Raw genomic sequence first — 14,444 nt, 5'->3', positions numbered from 1 at the left:
TGTTAGTTGTTAAATAAATACTCTAAGTGATCTTTTTCTGAAGAGAAACTGTTGTCTTGCGGCCAATCTATTTCCGTGTATTCAAAGTTTGCCTGTCTGATAATACTTACTAAGTCGAAGGCCTTTTTAGGCATTCTCAGCTTGTAAGTTTGCGGAATATAGATTTCCTCAACCCCATGGTTCTCAACAAATCTTCTCAAACCTCTTCTGCTACGGTTATGAAAAAGCTTGATATCAAGATCTACAATCTGAAACTCAAATCTGTTACGCAGTACTTCCAGCGCATCTCTGAATTCGGGCGTTATCTTGCTGGCAATTTTACTCGCCGGTCTGTAAAACAACAATTCGGTAATTGAATCGTCGAGATACTCGGCATAGATAAGGATTACGCGATTAGGGCCACCGGAACTTCTTTCCAATGCATACTTGAGGGTATTGAGTGAAGCCACCCGGAAGTCGATAGGAATTAATATAGTTTTTTGCATACCTAAATTAATTTGATAATTGAGGTACAAAAGTCTATAGCCGGTATTAGTGTGGTTTAAGAACCACATTAGAATACTATTAGAGAGATTAGATTCGGGTTAGAAAACTACTTAGAGAGTTTGGCCAGAGGGAAATTGATTTGAACGCTTGTACCGCTGCCAGCCTTTGAGGTAACAAGCAAAGTACCGTTATGAAGTTTAATGATGTTACGCGACAAGGGTAACCCGATACCATAGCCCTCGAAAAGGCGGGTATTTGAGGCTCTGAAAAAAGGGTCATATATGAATGGCAGCTCGCTTTCGGGTATACCTATACCCTGATCTTTTATAAAGAGCAGAACCTGGTCATCGCTGGCGCCTATGTGCACCGAAACCGGCTTATTGTGTGAATACTTGCAGGCATTATTTAAAATATTGGCCAATGCGAGGTGCAGCAATTGCTTGTTGCCGCTGATTTTAAGCTTTTTGGGATCTTCCGGCAGCAGGCTTAAATCAAGCATGATTTTATTATCAGGATTCAGCCGGTCTATCAAACCTTTCACTTCCCATAGTACCTCGTCAATCCTTATAATTTCAAAAACTATCTTCTTGCCTTTGTAGCCTGTCTGAGCCAGAAACAGCAAAGACTTGGTAATCTGATTCAAACGCTCGGCCTGTTGTAAAACACTTTGTAGCGCCTGTTGATAATCCTCAGGCTTTCGTTCTTTGATCAAAGCAACATCTGCCTCGCCTATAATCGCCGTCAAAGGCGTGGCCAGTTCATGAGATGCATTACTTATAAAATTCTTCTGGGTTTCAAAGGCCGTTTCAATTCTGTTCAGCAGGTCGTTGAAGGTACTCGCCAATTCACTTATTTCATTGTTATTTTCCGGTTCCTTCAATCTCAGGTGTATGTTTTCGGTACTGATTTGCTTTACTTTATCAATCATTTCTCTGATCGGATCAAAGAAATGTTTAGAAAAATAAACCGACAGGTATATTGTAATTACTACAGTAAGCAGTACTCCCCAAAGTAAAATATTTCTCAGAAACTGCAGGTGGTTTGATACAAACCGGTTGTTGGCCGACACAATGCTCAGATAAGTGGCGTTATCGTGCTGCAGCTTAATACCACTATAGAAAACATTTCCCTCCTGATACCTGCCCCGCCCATCTTTCATGATGCTTCTCAATAAAGATAAAGGCACCAGGTGTGTTTCAGCCAGCTTTTCTAAGTCTGCCGATGAAGTCACTTTCATAATATATTCCTGCTCCGACTCCAGCTTTTCCAGATGCTGTTCTCTTATTTTCTTAAAAGTCTGGGCATTGGCCGTATCTATCTTCAGGTTGTATCTGACCCCGATAGTTGCCCGCGTTTCTAACCTTTTGTAAAAATCAACGTAGGAATATTCATTCAGGAAAAAATAAATACCTATTCCGAACGACAACAATATGACGCTATTAAATAATACTAACGATAAAGCAATTTTGGTTTGTGTTTTCATGATTCTTTCAACACGTAACCCATACCTATTACCGTATGGATCAGCTTTTGCTTATAGTCTGAGTCGAGTTTTTTGCGCAGATAATTAATGTATACATCCACCACATTAGTACCTAAATCGAAATTGATATCCCAGGCGCTTTCCAGTAAATCCAATCTTGATAATACCTTACCTCTGTTTTTCATGAGTGTCAACAACAACCGGTATTCAGTGGCAGTAAGAGAAATAACACTCCCCCCTCTTTCTACTGTTTTTGCGTCATCATTGATTTTCAGGTCGGCAATTGTATAAATACTAGGCGCGGAGTCACCCATTACTTCATTCTTAATTACTGACCTGCGCAGCAATGCCTTTATCCGGGCGCTTAATTCAATAAACTTGAAGGGTTTCACAAGGTAGTCGTCGGCACCGGTGTTGAGCCCCAGTACTATATTTTCAGATGTACCAAGGGCAGTCAGAAAAAGAATGGGTATCTGCAGCCCGCTTGTACGAAGCTCCTTGCAAACTTCCAGACCATTCTTGTCAGGTAGCATGATGTCCAGAATAATCAGATCGAACTCACTGCCCAAAGCCATATTAATACCGGAGTTGCCGTCAAGCGCTACAGAAACTTCGTAGTTTTCTTCAGACAACCCACTTTTAATGAAGCTGACCACACTGATTTCATCTTCAATCAGAAGTATTTTTTTCATAAATTGTTGTATAGCAAAGGTAGCGCTATTGTATAGCGTTGCTATTGGATGTGGAGCAAAGATAAGAAATAATTGAATCTGACTATTAAACGGAGTAAGCAGAAGTGCCGTAGAAAAGATTAATAGTCTTGCGCCGGAATATTTTTACTGTAGAGTTTTTGTTTTCTGAACCAGATATGTTCTAAGCTGATTGATGCTTTTAACAGCAGCCTTCTTGCTGTTGTTCTGTAACAAATTATAGATAGATTGTACCTGGGCTTTGGCTTCTTGTTCTGTGCTTAAATTAGCTACAGCTATCTCAAACTGATACAACAAACCATTTATCTGCACCATATCTGCATCCATCAGAATAGCAGCTCTTAGCTGGCTTGCATTCTTTTCGAACTCAACGCTGTTCTCATATTCTGCTGCTTTTTCTACTGCACGGCTTGGGGCTCTGAAACTTTCTTCAGGTATGCCGTTAAATGCGTAATAACAAACAATAAGCATGAAACCTGCCAATGATAAGAAATTCTGAACGTAGGTCTGACGTGTGATAACCATGGTAGTAAAACGGTACTTTTAGATTTACAAAATTCTCTCTTTAAGATTAAATAGAGTTTATCTTAATATTAAGAAAAAGTGAAGTTTCATGCAGCCTGCAGGGCACTCCTTCATTCATGGATATGTCTCAAAAAGACAATACACCATTTTATACGGCAAATTATCAGGCGAGAAAAACTTTTACGACAGGCCCTTGTTAGCAGTTTCTTAATATTGAGGCAATATTAAGTTTAAATGTTAGTATGACCTTTGTGGCATTAAAATGAATGAGAAAATGAAGAAAATACCTTATCAATTAAATCAATTCCATTGGAAATACAGCGTCAGAATTACTGATGGCTTCAGTGAGGAGCGCATTTATGAAGATTCGGACGAGGAAGTCTTTGAAGAGGCTTTTGAGGGCGATGAGTTTGACGAATATGAAGAAGAGTACTCAATTAAAGAGATGAAATGGGCAGCCGCTTAAGATTTTTGTACATACGGTAATATAGTTTGTTTAGGTTAATTGATTGAAGATTAGCAGAGGAATTTTTCTTCTGCTTTATTTTTTTCTTTACATTATGGTAACATCCTCTTAATCAAGAGTTTACAATTGTTTCAGAAATTTGTGAACATGAACAAGGGTAAACATTTTCGTACAATCGTGCTTTCTGACCTCCACTTAGGAACAAGTGGTTGTAAAGCTAAAGAGGTAACCGAGTTTTTAAAACAATACCGCTGCGAACGCCTGATTCTTAATGGCGATATTATTGACGGCTGGCAGTTGAAAAAATACGGTAACTGGAAGAAAAAACATACTGCTTTTTTTAGAGTTGTGCTAAAAAAGATGGATAAACATGATACCAAAGTAATTTATCTGCGCGGTAATCATGATGACTTTCTGGATCAGATTCTCCCATTGGTAGTTGGCCGGCAATTTCAGATACGGAGAGACTATATTCTGAAATCGGGCGACAAAAAGTTTTATGTAACCCATGGCGATGTTTTTGACAGCATCACTACCAACATGAAATGGTTGGCACATCTGGGAGACCTGGGCTATACTTTCCTGCTCTGGCTTAATAAAAATTACAACAAATACCGCGAGTGGAGAGGACTGCCCTATTATTCGCTATCTCAGCAGGTTAAACAGGCGGTTAAACTGGCTGTCAATTATGTGACCGACTTTGAAGAAAAACTGGCCGAACTAGCCAGAGCCAAAAATTGTGACGGAATCATCTGCGGCCATATACACCAACCTGCTATCAGAGAAATAGATGGTATCATGTATCTTAATTCGGGCGACTGGGTAGAAACCATGTCGGCGCTGGTAGAAGATTTTGACGGTAACTGGAGCCTTGTATACTATTCTGTAAGCGACTGCCAGTCGAAAGAAGAGCCTAATGAAGATATTGAAGTAACCAAAGACGAAAGATTTGTTTTACCACGAATCGCAGCTGCATTATGAGGTTTTTGCTAATAGTACAGGGAGAAGGCCGCGGGCATCTGACACAAGCCATTTCGCTGACAGAAATACTTGAAAACAATGGCCACACTGTTGCGGGCGCATTGGTCGGCACTGCTACGGGTAACGAGATCCCCACTTTCTTTACTGAAAACTTCAAAAACCGGATTTTCCCTTTCTCAAGCCCCTATTTAGCGTATAATACTAAAACCAAGGCGCTGGATATTCCAAAGACCATCAGCAATGCCTTTTTGAAACTACCTGCTTATTTAAGCAGTCTTAGAAAAATTCATTCGCTTGTAGAAGATCTGAATCCCGATATAATCATTAATTTTTATGATGTTCTGGGCGGAATCCACCAGTTGCTGTTCCGCTCCAGAATACCCATGGTTTGTATTGCACACCAATACTTGCTGCTTCATCCGGATTTTAAACATCCTGCAAATCATTGGTTAGATAAGCTATTGGTTAACACCAATACGCGCATTACAGCCCTTGGAGCCTCTAAAAAGCTGGCGCTTTCGTTTACCAGCTTTGCGAACCACGAAGCGCAGAAAATCGCCATTATTCCTCCGTTATTGCGTACAGAAATTTCAGGTCTTAAAACCGAAAACCATAATTTTCTGCTGGCTTACGTAACCCAATATTCGCTGGCAGAACAATTAATGGAATGGCATGATAAAAACCCTGATACTGCCATCCATTGTTTCTGGGATAATCCTAACTATAACGACACTTTCCACTATTCACCCAACCTGCATTTTCATAAAATTAACGGCAGGAAATTCCTTGACATGATGCAACATTGCCGTGGTCTGGTTACTACGGCAGGATTTGAATCGGTATGCGAAGCCATGTATTTAGGAAAACCTACATTCATGATTCCCGTACCTAAACACTATGAACAAGCCTGCAATGCTGCCGATGCCCAAAGAGCCGGTGCCGGTATTACAGGCACTAGCTTCAACTTAAGTGCATTTGTTGATTATCTGCCAACACACAAAGATATAAGCACCGAATTTCAGGCATGGCATAGCCGGGGTTCTTTCACTTTCCTGCGTGAAGTAGAAAGCCTTACACACAAACCTGCCATTCAATGGCGAAACACACGCCGCTGGGAAGTGGTACCTCAGTTTATCAAGCGCTTTGCCTTAGCTGTGGTTGCACCGCTTACAAGAAATTAAAAACACCTTTTGCCAAAACTCCATATCACATACTTAAAAGAAAAGACGAGCGATTGCTCGTCTTTTCATGTATGATTTACCTGCGGATAGTTTTGTATTACTTCATCACTGGTTTTATTTCCTTACCTATCTCCTTTCCGTTCTGGAAATCGAAACCTAAGAAACGAGCAGCCGTTTTGGCTATCTGGTTCTGAAAATATTGTCCTTCTGCTTTAATCTCGCCCAGGGCTGGGGTATCTGGCCCTATTACAGCAAACCATATCTGGTAGCAGTCAGAAACACGTTGACCGTGGCTGGTCCATTGCGATTTGTTTTTGTCGCCTCTGCCGTGGTCAGTTGTAATAATAAAAGTCGTTTTATCTTTATACTGAGGGGTACTCTGGCAATACTTCCACAAGTCTCCTATAAATTTATCGACCGTATTCGCGGCAAAAAGATATTCGTCATACTTGGCTTCGTGTGCAAACTCATCGGTTTCATCAAACGACAAAAAGAAGACCTTCGGGCTATTCTTTTTGATATATTCTTTTGCCATAAAATACGTAATAAAATCGTGGCGGTCGCTGGCCAGGCTTTCGTAGTTCGACAGTATCTCATTCAGTAACTGTTCTTTCTCGTTGATTTCACCTCTAACCTGCTCTTTACCTGAATTCACCGGAATACCACTTCTCGGTTCGTTGATAATATACGGAAACACATCCCAGGTAGAATAAGCGGCCACTTTTCCATTAAAGCCTTTTTGCTGGTTCAGGAATTCAAGCACCGTAACATTTTCGTTGAGTTTCTTGTTGTTCGAATTCACCTTATCGTCGGCATATCCGGTCAGAATTTCGTTATAACCCGGATACGAAAACCAGTAAGGATTCATTACGTTTACTTTGCTGTTATGCCAGCGGTTGCCATATAACTGGCCTTCTTTAGCAATGGTATTCCAGAAAAAAGGCAATAATTTCTTTCTTCTTTCTTCGAGCGTATCAGAGCCGAAAGTACTTTTTAGCCGGTCGCGGTTTCTTGTGAACTCCTTTTTATTTAACAAAGATGAGTCCATGCCACCGAAAAGCTCCTGCCAGCGAAACCCGTCGGTAGTAATAATAAATACATTCTCCGTTTTGTTCTGAGCAAACGTCTCCACGGCCAATAAAAGAAACAAGAGTATTTTCTTCATAGTAGATAGATGTTTTTATAATATTAAGTGGACAGATATACTGAACAATATAACAACCAGACCTTTTGTATACTTGTTTTGGTTGTTTAATTACTATTCAGATAGTTTTCACAGATTTTCAGAAAATGTTCAAGGGTTGGCAAGGGCTGATTTTCTACCTTAGCCGCCTCGTCCCATCTTCTCATGCGTATGATTACCTCAAAATGCGGATTTTTCTCAAAAGCCTCAGCTTCGTCTTTCTCCATTTTTCCTCCCTGAAACTCAAGCGTCTGCCTGCTGGCATCAGAAAGATTGTTATAATACGCCGGAATCGCGTAGCACAAATATCGCTTGGCATTTACGTGGTTTTCGACCAGAACGGCTATTTTTTCTGAGAAGCCACGTTCTCTCAGCCAGTCTGCCGCTACGCCTTCATGATCTTTCCTGCCATAAACAGCCATCAGTTCAGCTTCCGATTCCGCAGGCAACAGATGCCCTATATCATGCAGAAAAGCGGCAATCTGTACTTCATCATCAAAGCCCGATTTTTCGGCCAGTATAGCCGCCTGAGCTGCGTGTTCAAACTGGCTTACGGGTTCGCCATAATATTCTTCATCTCCCTGCGACAGGAATATTTCCCGGATCTCATCAATTACTTTGCTAATATCTTTCATTCAAATTGATGTTTAGGGTTCAATAAAAAGTAGCGGAACATGGTAGTTCCGCTACTTTTTAACTAAGCTATCTTATTTAAGATTACTTCATAATCCAAACGGCATCGTTGATATCATCCTTGCCGCCATACTGGCTGTTGATGGCATCAGTGTAATTTTTGGTATTGGTATTACGCTCCGATACCGGATATTGCCAGCGAATCGCAATACGGTTTGAGTTACCATTACCCACACCGGTTTCAAATTTAGGGAAGCCTGTACGTCTCCAGTTAAAATAAGCCTCCATACCTGAGTTCATGAAGAACGCAGCGTATTTCTGATCTATAATCTGCTCCAGACCTTTGGCAGTTTTACCATCATATTTCACTTTGTCCTGGCTATAATAAGTATCAAAGTTAAAGTTAACTGTGTAGTTAGCTAAATCGGCTGCTTCTCTACCGCCTGTTTTTGAGTAAGTCATGGTATTAGCACCATTCACAATTCCGTAGAAGTTCATTGATGCCTGAATACCTTTTTTATACCAGCCTTCACCGTCACCTGTTGCCCAGCCTCTGTGAATAGCTTCAGCAATGTTGAAACACATTTCAGGATACCCTACGATGAACGTATTTTCTGCCGTGTAATTGCGGTAGTAACGGTAGCGGTTCTGGAACGAATACAAACCAGGAGCAAAACCAGCACCGTTGTTTCTTCCGGCTTTATCACTCATGTCTGCCAGGTCTTCTGCTGAACTTGCACCCACGAATGCCGTGTAATCTGAAGGCAATTTACCTGCTTTCAATTCTGCACCGGCCGGTTCACAGGTAACCATTACACGTGGGTCATTCATACCTGATAGCAAACCTACATAAGTTTTTGCCATGTTCTGACGAGTAGCATCAAAACCAAAGTTATCAGGATTCGACGGATATTTGTTGAACTGGTTGTATTTAAACTCCAGGTTATCTTCCATACCTGCAAACAAAGGATACTTTGTAGGGTTACCCAACACTTCAGCAAAACGAGCTTTTACGTTCAATTCAGCGTCTGTGTCTTTTTTGCTCAACAGAATCAATACTCTCAATTTGAAAACATTTACTGTTTTCTGCCATTTACGAAGGTCACCACCAAAGTAGAAATCACCTGGTACTGTCTGGCCTTGTGCAATTAAAGTGGCCATGTTATCATTAGCTTCGTCCAGCCATTTCAATATCTGAACGTACGCTGCTTTTTGCGTGTCATACTTAGGCGTAGTATTACCTATACCTTTCAATGCTTCTGCCATAGGTAAATCACCTACGCGTTTTGCCATTTCATCAAAGTAAAATGCACGGAAAAACTTACCCAGTGCGGTATAACCGTTTACCTCTGCCAAACCGGCACGTTTAGCTTCTTCTTCCATTTTAACTACGTTTTTCAAAGTATTGTAGTTATTAGGTGTCGCTGTCCAGTTATACTCGTTAGTAGCGTAGTAGTTGTAGTTAGAGCAGTAGAACTGGCTCCAACGCATTTCGTCACTGAATGGCGTACCAATTGCATTAAGGATATCAGCTTCAACTCCTTGTAATACCAATGAAGCAGGTACATTTACCGGACGGTTCGGATCTTTTTCAAGCTCTTCAAACGATTTTTCGCAACCGCTAAGCGTAATAGCCAATGCAGCGAAAACTCCCGCGAATAATTGATGTATTTTCATTTTTAAATATTTTTATCTGAATGATGTTGAAACAAGGCTCAAACAGTTGAGCAACAAATTGAATTAGAAAGTAAAGTTCAGGTTGATACCGTATCTTCTGGTAGATGGTGTTTGCAAACCTGAGCCACCGTCGTTGATATACTGGTTCAAATCGATGTCTTTCTTTTCAGCAAAATACAATAGGTTTCTACCCACTAATGACACCGAAGCATTTTTGATAGCTTTACCGAACCATCTTTCAGGTAGTGTATAGCCAATCACAACCTCGCGTAGCATACCAAATGAGCGGCTCATCAGGTTACCTTCATCTGTATTGTAGAAACGGCTTACGTAGTCTTGCACAAACTGTTTGGTATCGTTCGCTTTATATTGCAATTCTGCATAGTTGGTAACTTTACCATCTGCATTAAACTGAATAGGTACATTGTTCGATACAACCACACCTTCACCAAGATACGCTTTCACACCCAGGTAATCCTGCTCACGGGCAATACCCATAGCACCTTCTACGATACCAATATGACGACCACCACGGTAGGTCTGACGTTGGATGTAGTTAGAGATTACTCCACCGATACGACCATCGAACTGGAAGCTCAGGTTGATGTTTTTATAGCTGAATTTGTTGTTGATACCAAACACAAATTTAGGATTGATATAACCTAAGAACTGTGCAACAGGAGAAGTAATCGGACGACCTGAAGCATCGTTGATGATTTGTCCTTCCGGAGTTCTGACAAATGCCGAACCATAGAATTTATCTAAACGGTCACCAACTTTGAAGAAAGTATTCAGGCTCTCAACACCCGGATAAATTTCTGTTAGTCTCTCCTGGTAAGTAGAGTAGTTTGCAACCACGTCCCAGTTCAAGCCATCCGGGTTTTTAAGCGGAGAACCTGTCAAGGCAACTTCCCATCCTTTTTTCTGTGTTTTGATACCGTTCACCAACGCTGCAGTATAACCTGTGGTTGAAGAGATAGGTAAAGAGAAAATTCTTGGACCTTCGTCTGAAACAAAGTAGGTTACATCAAGACCGATACGGTTTTTCAATATTCTGAAATCAAGACCAACCTCTGATTGTGAAGTCGAGCTTGGGTTCAAACCAGGGTTATTTAGTGTTCCTGTGAAATAGGCTGATGGTTGGTTGTTATAAGCAAATGGTGTAGAATAAACCGCCGAGTTGCTATAAGCCGGACCATCATAAGGAGAATAATACTGATCACCGTAACCTAACGGGTTGCCGTCTCCTAAACTTGGAGTAGTACCGATAGTTGAGCGGGTCAAACCGTCTTTCACGTTAGCATACGAACCTCTCAACTTGAAGAACGAGATAACTGACGGAAGCGTGATATAGTCAGACAAAACTGTTGAAGCCGATACCGACGGATAGAAGAAAGTATTGTTACCTGCCGGTAAAGTTGACAATTTATCAACACGGCCTGTAGTTCCGATAGTTACAAAATTTTTGATAGTAAAGTCAGCTGAATAGTAAGCTGAATTTACACGCATGGCCGAGTTAAAGTTAGAGGTACGAACCGGATTAGCCGAGTTGCTGAAGTTATACAAGCCCGGTACGTTCAGATAATCGGTAGAACCGAATTGTGAACTGTATTCAAAAGTACGGATATTACCACCTGCCCAGACTTTTGCATTTAAGCCACGTACAATATCTTTATCAAATTTAATCAAGACGTCTGTGTTATTTTCAAACAAGTTTCTGCGGTCTTCACGGTAGTCACCACGACGTTCTTCACGGCCATATGAACCGGCAGAATAAGGCATTTTTTCGGTACGTAATAAATTCCAGGTAGTTATTTGTGAGCGAAGTGTTGCTTCCAAATAATCAGTGAATTTATAAGTCAAAGCCGCCTGACCGATGATATCAGATTTTTGGTGACCTCTCAACCACTCATAGCTCATGAAATAAGGGTTGTTGTAACGTTGATACTCAGCATAAATCTGTTGAATACCTTCCTTACCCGGTTGCCAGTAGTTACGCATATCGTCAACATCCCAGTCAGCACCTGCCCAAAGAGTCATGTTATAGATGATTGAGTTAGGGCCATAGTTAATATCAGGGATATTCGGCGTATACTGTCTGTTATACTGTAGGTTCGATGTGAACGAAAGTTTGTCAGAGAATTTGTAGTCAGCCGCTATATTGAAATTGGAGATATTCAATTTCGTGTTAGGTACAATACCACGTTGTGAAATTTGTGAAGCTGAGAAACGTAAGTTATATTTTTCTCCGGTCGCCGAAACTGAAACGTTATTAGTAGAAAGAATACCTGTTTGTAAGAAACGTTTTAAGTTATCTTTACCACGGGCAACCCACGGAGTTCCTTGTCTTACACCTGTTACCGGGTCAACCGGGCTATCATATTGAGGAATCGATTGCCCTTCAAATTTAGGTCCCCAACCACCATCATAGTCACCGTCATTCAATCCACCACCTTTACCATCACCAAAAGCATAACGACCGTGGTCACCAGGGCCATACAAGTCTTGTGTTTCAGGAATAGCATAGAAACCTTTATCAAGCATAGTCGAAGAGTTTACTTCAACCGAGAAACCACGTTTGTCTTTCGAACCACGTTTGGTAGTAATCAGGATAGCGCCATTTTTACCACGGAAACCATATAGTGCCGAAGCAGAAGCTCCTTTCAGAACCGAATAAGTTTCAATGTCGTCAGGGCTGATGTTCCAGGTGTCTGAGTTAATAGGTACACCGTCTACTACAAACAGGATTTCGGTGTTACCACGCAACGAGATGTTCGGTTTGCGCAATAATTCTGGTTGTGCACCGATTGTCAAACCGGCCACTTTACCTGCTAACGCATTGATGGCATTAGGCTCGCGGGCTTTTACTGTAGCGGCTCCATCAAGAGACTGAATGGCCACCCCGATACGACGGATGTCTTTTTTAATACCTAAGGCTGTTACTACTACCTCGTTCAAGGCTTTAGTATCCTCGTTTAGTGTTACGTTTAACACTGTCTGATTACCAACGGTACGCTCTTCCGTTAAATAACCGATTGCTGAAAACACCAGTACGGCGTTCGTTTTTACATTGCCTAATCTGAAATTTCCGGCTGCATCAGAATTAGTACCCTGATTAGATCCTTTTACTAAAACACTTACGCCGGGAATACCCTCGCCATTGGCTGAAGATACTTTCCCACTTACTGTAGTTTGCGCATAAGTTGCCCTACTCATAAACAGGCTAGCCACAAGAACCACCATGCATAATAGGAGATTTTTTTTCATATACTTTTGTTTTTGACGTGAAAAAAGTGTTAATCGTTTAGATTTTGTATTTAAAATTCCAGCAGGTTTTCAGGGTGCAAAAGTACATTTATAAAATTCCGTGAATATTACGCGCCAATTAAGCTATTGTTAAGTCGAAAGAAAAAACTACCGTTTCCAGATAGTTTTTTGTAGAAAAACATGAAAAAAATGCAGCTTTTTAAGAAGTAGTCATTTTTACTCATGCCCGGGGTATCAGAAAATATCACAACTCTGTGGTGCAATAGGGCTCTTAGGGTACATCTTATTCTTCTTCCAGGTCATGAAACTAATGCCGCATTACTGCTTTAATATATACGTTATATGTACAGTGGTTCTTTAACTTCTGGCTTACAAATCCTTTACCAAAACATAACATGGCAATCTGCTTTAATTATCTGCATACTCGTAGTTTTGAATTCTAATCAACTCACGAAAATGTTGACTGCAATTCAGACAAAACAATTTATTCAGTCCGAAATACTTACCGTATTTAATGAAATAAAGCATTATCTGTACCCATCTTACCGATATCTTCAGGGCAATTGTCATAGCAATGCGCATTTAGGATCATTAATACTTAAAAGACACCAGATCAAACACAAAAAAATATGGGTTTTTGCTTCATGCCGTTACTCAGAAAATTCGAATGCAGCATTTCTTATTCCCGACCCCAACCGCATAGCACCTCAGGAGTATATACGTTGGGGGTATCATGTAGCTCCTTTGGTAGAATGGGAGAATCAGGAGTTGATTTTTGATTTTAACTTTTCGGAGAGCACTCCCTTAAGCAGAACCGAGTGGTTGTCGCATCTGAACACAACCCAATACCAGTGTGTTATTGAAGAGGCCGATAAATTTTTGTTTTACTCAAGCCCTTCACCCAAAAATCCCTACAAAAATCTGTTCAATGGTGATTTTTACCCTTTAGAAGGGGTTTGTTTAGAAAACAAGTGGTTCGAAAAAGGACTGGCGGCTAACGAAACCGCCCTGCTCATGTATGAGGAAGTTATTAAAAGGGCGATCGAAAATAAAGCAGATGCAAAACTTATTACCGATTACAAATATCTGATTGGCAGCATCAACAATTTCGAATGTGTGTTCAGAGACAAGAGTTTTAATAAAAGAATGACTCCTGAGTTTCAGGAAAAACACCATGATCTGATTAACTATTATCGTGGCGTTTTTGAAGATAATGTAGAAAAGTGGTCGGGACTAATAAATGACCTTACCTGACAAAAAAATAGGGCATGGGTAATCACCCATGCCCTATCCATATATAATCTCTCTTCTTTATTGCGGTTGTTTTTTCTTTTTCTGTTTATCTACTATAACACCTGTCAAAGCTCCGGCGCCAGCGCCTACTCCAGCACCAATCAGTGCTCCTTTACCTTTTTTATCTTTAGCAATCGCTACGCCTGTAAGGGCACCAACACCGGCTCCAATTAAGGCGCCTTTAGCCGCGTTACTCATTTTCTTCTTGGCCGGAGTTTGTGAAACCGGAACATACTCTCCCGATTGGCTGGCATCTGAAGCATAACTGTATACTCTTTTATTCTTTGTTCTGGCAACTCTTTCAGCCTCGGCTTTTAATTCTTCTTCCCGAACCAGATTCATCGAATCAATAGCTGCTTGTTTTACACGCTCCAACTCTACTACCCGGTTTACCGAATCAATGGCTGCCTGTCTGGCCGCCTCTACTTTTTCCTTAGTGTCTGCACTGTTATTACAACTCATCGTAATGCATACGAGTGAGATACCGATTAATACATTTTTCATAATTGTTATGTTTAGTAGTGGTACTTTTGACAATACTACTGAGTGAAGGCTTAAT

At 40.8% G+C, this 14,444-nt stretch carries 13 protein-coding genes; 4 read left to right on the top strand and 9 right to left on the bottom strand.

The window, feature by feature from the left end; genetic code table 11:
* Positions 1–2: 2 nt before the first annotated feature.
* The 4 genes from AC1RRY_RS02015 to AC1RRY_RS02000 form a co-directional block, all read right to left on the bottom strand.
* A complete protein-coding gene (locus AC1RRY_RS02015) occupies positions 3–485 on the bottom strand; it encodes an adenine nucleotide alpha hydrolase family protein (protein WP_492818486.1) in 483 nt (160 codons plus the stop codon).
* A gap of 107 nt (positions 486–592) precedes the next feature.
* Positions 593–1,969, bottom strand: coding sequence for a sensor histidine kinase (locus AC1RRY_RS02010; RefSeq protein ID WP_492818488.1), 1,377 nt, complete (start codon positions 1,967–1,969; stop codon positions 593–595).
* The gene (locus AC1RRY_RS02005) at positions 1,966–2,661 is read right to left on the bottom strand and encodes a response regulator transcription factor (RefSeq protein WP_492818490.1); all 696 of its coding nucleotides are present in this window, start codon (positions 2,659–2,661) and stop codon (positions 1,966–1,968) included. Before AC1RRY_RS02005 ends, AC1RRY_RS02010 begins: the two co-directional genes overlap by 4 nt.
* 144 nt (positions 2,662–2,805) lie before the next feature.
* Positions 2,806–3,204 carry a hypothetical protein gene (locus tag AC1RRY_RS02000; protein ID WP_492818492.1) on the bottom strand — a complete coding sequence of 133 codons (399 nt, stop codon included), beginning with the start codon at positions 3,202–3,204 and terminating at the stop codon, positions 2,806–2,808.
* 274 nt (positions 3,205–3,478) lie between these two features.
* Here AC1RRY_RS02000 and AC1RRY_RS01995 point away from each other — a divergent pair, with 274 nt between their 5' ends.
* The 3 genes from AC1RRY_RS01995 (at position 3,479) to AC1RRY_RS01985 (ending at position 5,832) form a co-directional block, all read left to right on the top strand.
* Positions 3,479–3,670: a hypothetical protein gene (locus AC1RRY_RS01995; RefSeq protein WP_492892825.1), complete on the top strand. Its 192-nt coding sequence runs from the start codon at positions 3,479–3,481 to the stop codon at positions 3,668–3,670.
* Between the two features lie 147 nt (positions 3,671–3,817).
* Positions 3,818–4,651 (top strand): UDP-2,3-diacylglucosamine diphosphatase, encoded by an 834-nt coding sequence (locus tag AC1RRY_RS01990; RefSeq protein WP_492818496.1) that lies wholly within the window; start codon positions 3,818–3,820, stop codon positions 4,649–4,651.
* Entirely contained in the window at positions 4,648–5,832 is a 1,185-nt protein-coding gene (locus AC1RRY_RS01985; protein ID WP_492818498.1) for a glycosyltransferase family protein, read from the top strand. Before AC1RRY_RS01990 ends, AC1RRY_RS01985 begins: the two co-directional genes overlap by 4 nt.
* A gap of 97 nt (positions 5,833–5,929) precedes the next feature.
* Here the strand turns inward: AC1RRY_RS01985 and AC1RRY_RS01980 are convergent, their stop codons facing one another.
* From AC1RRY_RS01980 to AC1RRY_RS01965, 4 genes are all read right to left on the bottom strand, one after another.
* Entirely contained in the window at positions 5,930–6,997 is a 1,068-nt protein-coding gene (locus AC1RRY_RS01980) for an alkaline phosphatase family protein (protein ID WP_492818500.1), read from the bottom strand.
* An 86-nt stretch (positions 6,998–7,083) separates the two neighbouring features.
* The gene (locus AC1RRY_RS01975; protein WP_492818502.1) at positions 7,084–7,650 is read right to left on the bottom strand and encodes a phosphonate degradation HD-domain oxygenase; all 567 of its coding nucleotides are present in this window, start codon (positions 7,648–7,650) and stop codon (positions 7,084–7,086) included.
* Between the two features lie 82 nt (positions 7,651–7,732).
* A complete protein-coding gene (locus AC1RRY_RS01970; protein ID WP_492818504.1) occupies positions 7,733–9,325 on the bottom strand; it encodes a SusD/RagB family nutrient-binding outer membrane lipoprotein in 1,593 nt (530 codons plus the stop codon).
* Positions 9,326–9,388: 63 nt separating this feature from the next.
* Positions 9,389–12,592, bottom strand: coding sequence for a SusC/RagA family TonB-linked outer membrane protein (locus tag AC1RRY_RS01965; protein ID WP_492818506.1), 3,204 nt, complete (start codon positions 12,590–12,592; stop codon positions 9,389–9,391).
* Between the two features lie 456 nt (positions 12,593–13,048).
* Between AC1RRY_RS01965 and AC1RRY_RS01960 the strand changes: the two genes are divergently transcribed.
* Positions 13,049–13,846, top strand: a complete 798-nt coding sequence (locus AC1RRY_RS01960; RefSeq protein WP_492818508.1) for a protein-glutamine glutaminase family protein — start codon at positions 13,049–13,051, stop codon at positions 13,844–13,846.
* A gap of 57 nt (positions 13,847–13,903) precedes the next feature.
* Here AC1RRY_RS01960 and AC1RRY_RS01955 read toward each other — a convergent pair whose 3' ends face one another.
* Entirely contained in the window at positions 13,904–14,389 is a 486-nt protein-coding gene (locus AC1RRY_RS01955) for a YMGG-like glycine zipper-containing protein (protein WP_492818510.1), read from the bottom strand.
* Between the last annotated feature and the right edge of the window lie 55 nt (positions 14,390–14,444).

This window comes from Emticicia sp. GW821-FHT11C11 (assembly GCF_058808615.1).
This window is presented reverse-complemented; position numbering and strand designations above follow the sequence as displayed.

What these genes read in the sequence shown, in the direction of transcription:
- AC1RRY_RS02015 (WP_492818486.1), bottom strand. Translation starts at nt 485, where the DNA reads ATGCAAAAAACTATATTAATTCCTATCGACTTCCGGGTGGCTTCACTC.
- AC1RRY_RS02010 (WP_492818488.1), bottom strand. Translation starts at nt 1,969, where the DNA reads ATGAAAACACAAACCAAAATTGCTTTATCGTTAGTATTATTTAATAGC.
- AC1RRY_RS02005 (WP_492818490.1), bottom strand. Translation starts at nt 2,661, where the DNA reads ATGAAAAAAATACTTCTGATTGAAGATGAAATCAGTGTGGTCAGCTTC.
- AC1RRY_RS02000 (WP_492818492.1), bottom strand. Translation starts at nt 3,204, where the DNA reads ATGGTTATCACACGTCAGACCTACGTTCAGAATTTCTTATCATTGGCA.
- AC1RRY_RS01995 (WP_492892825.1), top strand. Translation starts at nt 3,479, where the DNA reads ATGAAGAAAATACCTTATCAATTAAATCAATTCCATTGGAAATACAGC.
- AC1RRY_RS01990 (WP_492818496.1), top strand. Translation starts at nt 3,818, where the DNA reads ATGAACAAGGGTAAACATTTTCGTACAATCGTGCTTTCTGACCTCCAC.
- AC1RRY_RS01985 (WP_492818498.1), top strand. Translation starts at nt 4,648, where the DNA reads ATGAGGTTTTTGCTAATAGTACAGGGAGAAGGCCGCGGGCATCTGACA.
- AC1RRY_RS01980 (WP_492818500.1), bottom strand. Translation starts at nt 6,997, where the DNA reads ATGAAGAAAATACTCTTGTTTCTTTTATTGGCCGTGGAGACGTTTGCT.
- AC1RRY_RS01975 (WP_492818502.1), bottom strand. Translation starts at nt 7,650, where the DNA reads ATGAAAGATATTAGCAAAGTAATTGATGAGATCCGGGAAATATTCCTG.
- AC1RRY_RS01970 (WP_492818504.1), bottom strand. Translation starts at nt 9,325, where the DNA reads ATGAAAATACATCAATTATTCGCGGGAGTTTTCGCTGCATTGGCTATT.
- AC1RRY_RS01965 (WP_492818506.1), bottom strand. Translation starts at nt 12,592, where the DNA reads ATGAAAAAAAATCTCCTATTATGCATGGTGGTTCTTGTGGCTAGCCTG.
- AC1RRY_RS01960 (WP_492818508.1), top strand. Translation starts at nt 13,049, where the DNA reads ATGTTGACTGCAATTCAGACAAAACAATTTATTCAGTCCGAAATACTT.
- AC1RRY_RS01955 (WP_492818510.1), bottom strand. Translation starts at nt 14,389, where the DNA reads ATGAAAAATGTATTAATCGGTATCTCACTCGTATGCATTACGATGAGT.